A 5,265-nucleotide genomic window follows, 5' to 3' on the forward strand; every position below is an offset into this window, starting at 1 on the left:
GCGGTGGGCGCCCCCCCCGCCGGCCTGCTCCTCCTGCAGGCCCGGACGTCTCGCCTCCCGGCAGGCCCGGACACCTCCGAGCGCCCCGCGCGGGCGCGGCCCTCCCTCCCCGAACCCCCTTGCAAACGGGAAGGCCGCGTCCGCGCGAGTCGCTCGGCCCCTCGGCCCGACCCCTATCCCGGCGCCCAGCCCGGTCCAGTCCGGACTCGGCTCGGCCTCGGGCGGGGAGCTGAGGAGGATCCGGGGAAAGGCCCGGGAGCTGGGAAGAGGTCCGCCGCCCCCGCCCCCCGCCCTCCGCCTGCGGGCCCTCCCTCCGCCCGTCCGCGTCCTCGCGGCACCTCGCGCCACCCAATTCTGTGTGGAATCGGCTCCCGCCCAACCCGTACCATGCCCCCATCGCGCGACGGCGCGACGTTGGACGAGAGAAACGGGGGAACCATGGAAGGGAACGCAACGCGCGGCCCCATAGAGTTCGTGCGCGACGGCAAGCTCACGCGCCGCACGTTCATCAAAGGAGTGGGCTGGATCACCGTCGTCTCGGCGCTCGGCGCCGGCTTGGCGGGGTGCGCGCCGCAGGGTCGCGAGGACGACGCATCTACAGACGGTTCGCAAGATGCAAGCCAAACCCAGGGCGAAACCACCTACTCCTACGCCTGCTGCAGCTACAACTGCACGTCGCGCTGCCTGCTGAAGGGGCATGTGCGCGACGGCAAGCTGGTGGCGGTGGAACCCGGCGAGATGCCCGGCCGACCCGACTACGCCAACGCCTGCCTGCGCTCCATGTCCTACATCGAGCGGGTGCAGGACGAAAGCCAGCGCGTCATGTACCCCATGAAGCGCATTGGCGAGCGCGGCTCGGGCGAGTTCGAGCGCATCAGCTGGGACCAGGCCATGGACGAGATCGCCGAGCGCATGGAGGAGTCGAAGGAGAAGCACGGCTCTGCGGCCTGCTCGTTCTACGCGTTCACCGGCAACCAGTCGAAGCTGGCCATGCAGTCGGCCACGCGGTTCGCCGGCTGCTACGGGGGCACGGTGTACGACATCGAGGGCATCATGGGCGACCACGGGGCGTCCATGGGCATGCAGATGGTCTACGGCGTCATCCGCGGCGCCCACGACACGCGCGACTACGAGCAGAACTCCAACATGATCGTCATCTGGGGTCGCAACCTGGCCGACACGCACACAAGCGAGCTGCGCTACATCGTGCGCGCCCGCGAGCGCGGCGCCAAGATCGTCTACATCGACCCACGATTCAGCTCCACGGCCACCATCGCCGACCAGTGGATACCTATCAAGCCCGGCGGCGACTCGGCGCTGGCCTTGGGCGTGATGAACTGGATCATCCAAAACGACCGCCACGACAAGGAGTTCCTCTCCAAGCACAGCTGCGGCTCGCTTCTCGTGCGCGATGACGACGGGAAGTACCTGCGCGGCGAGAACGACGCCTACCTGGTGTGGGACCCCGCGCAGAACAAGGCGGTCCCCAGCGACACGGAAGGGGTGGACGCCCCCATCGAAGGCTCCTTCCAGGTTGACGGAGTGGCCTGCAAACCCGCGTTCGTCCACCTGCGGGAACGCGCGGCGGAGTACACGCTCGAGCGCACGAGCGAGCTTACGGGCGTGCCCATCGACGTGATAGAGGCGTTCGCTCGCGAATACATCGACGCCCAGCCCGCCGGCATCCGGATGGGGCAGGGGATGCAGCGCACGTTCAACTCGTACCAGTCGTTCCGCACGGTGGCCACGCTGGCTGCGGTGGCCGGGTACGTGGGCGTGCGCGGAGGCGGCGCGTCGCATGCGGGCGGCACGAAGGCGAACAAGCCCGTGCCCGGCGAGACGGCCCCGGAGTTCAGCTACGACGAATGGGTGGACACCGGCGACAACAAGTCCACCATGGTGAAAAGCTCGCTCGTCTACCAGTGCGCCGTCGATCACGACCCGGTGCCCATCGACTTCATGTGGTTCAGCGTGTCGAACTTCCTCAACCAAAGCCCGGACGCGCATCGCATCATCAACGAGGTGTTTCCCAACATATCCACCATCGTGGTGGCCGATCCCTGGTGGACCTGGACGGCGAAGTACGCCGACTACGTCCTGCCCGCAACGTCGCTGTGGGAGTACTGGGACCTCTACGACCGCGCGCCCTGGGTGTTTCTGGTCAAGCCCGCCATCGAGCCTTTGGGCGAGAGCAAGTCGGACTGCGAGATGATGACCATGCTCGCCGAGCGCGTGGGCCTGGGCCATCTGTGGAGCAAAACCCCCGAGGAATGGGTGCGCAGCTTCCCGAACCCGGAAAGCTCGGCGTTCGAGGGCTTTGACTTCGACGAGGCCGTCAAAGAGGGCATGTGGGGCATGCCCACGGGCATCTACGACGAGCCGCTCATCGTGTTCGAGGACCATCAGTACTCCACGCCCACGGGCCGGTTCGAGTTCTACACCGAGGACATGGTGGAGTTCGGCGAGGAGGTTCCCGTCCACACGCCGGCGCTGGAGGCGTCCAACCCGGAGCTGGCCGCGAAGTACCCGCTCATGCACCTGACGTACCACGACCGCCTGAACGTTCACACGCAGCATTTCAACATCGCGTCGCTCGATGCCGTCCAGGCGGAACCGATGCTGCAGATCAACCCCGCAGACGCCGAGCCTCGCGGCATACAAAACGGGGACATGGTGCGCCTGTTCAACGACCGCGGCGAGGCGAGCATGCGCGCGTTTGTGACCGAGGGCATCATGCCCGGCGTGACGGCCGCTCCCGCCGGCTGGACGCCCGAGCGCACGGCAAGCGGAAGCCACCAGTTCTTAAGCCATCTCACGTTGAGCCCGGCCGAGGAGCACTATTCGCAGACGAACAGCGCCTTCAACGACATCATGATTGAAGTTGAGAAGGCTTGAAGGGGGAATCATGGCTGAGAAACAGTACGGCATGCTCATTTACACGGGCCGGTGCGTGGGGTGCCAGACGTGCGTGGTCGGGTGCAAGATCCTGCACGAGTGCCCCGACGGCGTGTACCTTGGGCGCTTGGAGACGGTCGGCTCGGAGGAGAACTACCACGTGCAGGGCACCTATCCCAACGTGAGCGTCACGTTCCGGCCCCACCTGTGCAACCACTGCGCGAACCCGCTGTGCGTGGCGAACTGCCCGACGGGGGCTATGGCCAAGCGCGACGAGGACGGCATCGTGGAATCCGACCCGAACGTGTGCATCGGCTGCGGCACGTGCGTGCAGGCGTGCCCGTACGGCGCGCCCGTGCTGGATGAGGAGCGCGGCATCGTGCGCAAGTGCGATCTGTGCCGCCCGCGCATCGAGCGTGGCGAGGAACCCTTGTGCGTGGCCAGCTGCCCGGCCGAGGCCCGCGTGTACGGGCTGGTGGGCGACCCGTCTGACGAGCTGGCCGCGCTCGTTTCCGAGCGGGGCGGGGAGGTTCTTTTGCCCGAGGAGGGCACCGAGCCTTCGGTGTACTACTGTTAGACTGTGCGCAGGGCCGGGCTGTCCGAAGGGAGGCGGTCCGGCCCCGTCGCGCCCCAAGACCCGCCGGGCGAGGGCGGGGCAGGCGGAACGTGCGCCGGAGGCGGGCGACGCGCATGGTGGAGGCGGGCGGCGCGCATCGCGCGCGAGGCGCGCAAGCGCGTGTGGGAGCGAGGATCGCGGGGGATGGAGGCGGTTTCATGACACCGCAGTTCATAGACAAGAAACGGTATCCGGTCGTGTTCTCGACCGATCGGCTGCTTGCGCAAGGCGAGCTTCGCTTCTCGCGGAGAAGGTTTGAGAAGGGGTCGTGCGTGTTCAGGGAGCAGGAGCGCCACCCGTTCACCTACCATATGGTGTCCGGCCTGGTCAGGCTGCATCTCACCTCTCCTGACGGCGGGGTGAAGACGCTGTTCTACCATACGGACGGCACCCAGTTCGGCTTTCAGGGGTTCAAGCGCGACGGCCTGACCAAATCGACCGCCGTCGCCGTGGCCGACACAGAGCTGCTTGAAATACGGTTCTCGGACCTGCTGGCCTACTGCGACGTTCACACCGAGTGCTACCTGGCCTATCTGGAGTACCTGTTCTCCATCATGAGCTCTCAGACCGACGAGATAGCGAGCCTGTCCTTCGAGACGGGCCTGCATCGCTTGGCGGGGCTGCTGCGTTCCATGGCATTGGGGGGCAACGCGGAGATCCCGTACTCCATCGACGAGCTGGCGGAGATGGTGGGCGCGCATCGCAACACGGTGAGCAACGCGCTCGCCCACCTGCGGGGGCTGGGGCTGGTGTCGGCGCGGACCCGCCCCATCGCGGTGGCGGACGTCGAGGGCTTGAGCCGCTACGTCGACGGGCTGTGAGGCCGTGAGCGGGAGGGGAGGCCGCCGGTTCGTAGGACGGCTTGCGGGGCGGCTGGCAAGGCGGTCTGCGGGACGATCCCGGGCCGCCGCGCGTCAGCCTGCCGAGCAGCCTCGGGCCGCCCGCCAGCCTGCGAGGAAGCCTGCGGAGCAGCCTCAGGGCGCCTGCCAGCCTACGGAGCGACCCCGGGCCGCGCGCCGGCCCGCAGGGCGCTTCGGCATGGGGGCGGTGTTCTTCGCGGGCTTTCTGATGTACGCCTGCAACAACGCGGCCGTGTCCGTGGCGCCGGTGCTCGTGCTGGACCTTGGCGGTGACGCCGTCTTCGCGGGCGCGCAGGGGACGGCCTACGTGCTGGCGGCCATCCTGATGCGCTTTTGGTTCGGCCCTTTGGCCGATCGGGTGGGCGAGGGGCCGGTCATGGCGGCGGGGGCTTTGGCGTTCGCGGTCGCTATCCCCCTGCTTGCGGTGTGCGAAAGCCCGTGGCAGGTGCTCGGCTTGCGAATCGCGCAGGCTGCGGGCCTGGCGGCCTTCTTCCCCAGCGCCACTGCGGCGGTCATGCGCCTTGCCCCAACGGGACGCGCGGGGGCGTGTTTGGGGTGGTACCGCACGCTTTCCTCGGTGGCGCTTGCGGCGGGACCGGCCCTCGCCTTCGCCGTGGCGGCTGCGGCGGGAACGGGGCCGTGCCTGGCGGTTCTGGGCGTCTGTTCGGCCGCGGCGCTCGCAGCCGTGCTGGCGGCGTGCGCGCGGGGCGCGCTTTCGCGCACGCCGGGGACAGGGGCGTTGCCCGGAACCGAAGCTTCCGGGGCGGCCGGCAGCGGCCCGGCGGAACCCGAGGGGCCCAAGGAGTCCATGGGCCGCAGCGCCCTGCATAAGGCGCTGCGCTGTGCGCCGAAGGCCGCTCCCGCCGTGCTCGTGGGCTCGTTTCTGGTGGCGCT

General features: G+C 68.5%; 4 protein-coding genes. All 4 read left to right on the forward strand.

Annotated features, from left to right (window positions below):
- The first annotated feature begins 438 nt into the window (after positions 1-438).
- On the forward strand, positions 439-2,895 hold the full coding sequence (locus tag ACWKY3_RS05200) for a molybdopterin-dependent oxidoreductase (protein ID WP_449315363.1): 2,457 nt from the start codon (positions 439-441) through the stop codon (positions 2,893-2,895).
- A 10-nt stretch (positions 2,896-2,905) separates the two neighbouring features.
- Positions 2,906-3,472 carry a 4Fe-4S dicluster domain-containing protein gene (locus tag ACWKY3_RS05205; protein ID WP_449315364.1) on the forward strand — a complete coding sequence of 189 codons (567 nt, stop codon included), beginning with the start codon at positions 2,906-2,908 and terminating at the stop codon, positions 3,470-3,472.
- Between the two features lie 197 nt (positions 3,473-3,669).
- A complete protein-coding gene (locus tag ACWKY3_RS05210; RefSeq protein ID WP_449315365.1) occupies positions 3,670-4,332 on the forward strand; it encodes a Crp/Fnr family transcriptional regulator in 663 nt (220 codons plus the stop codon).
- Positions 4,333-4,549: 217 nt separating this feature from the next.
- On the forward strand, positions 4,550-5,265 hold a 716-nt coding region (locus ACWKY3_RS05215; RefSeq protein ID WP_449315366.1), incomplete at its 3' end, for an MFS transporter.

The organism is Rubneribacter sp., from assembly GCF_965361815.1.

Coding starts and splice junctions, on each gene's coding strand:
- ACWKY3_RS05200 (WP_449315363.1), top strand. CDS start 439: ATGGAAGGGAACGCAACGCGCGGCCCCATAGAGTTCGTGCGCGACGGC.
- ACWKY3_RS05205 (WP_449315364.1), top strand. CDS start 2,906: ATGGCTGAGAAACAGTACGGCATGCTCATTTACACGGGCCGGTGCGTG.
- ACWKY3_RS05210 (WP_449315365.1), top strand. CDS start 3,670: ATGACACCGCAGTTCATAGACAAGAAACGGTATCCGGTCGTGTTCTCG.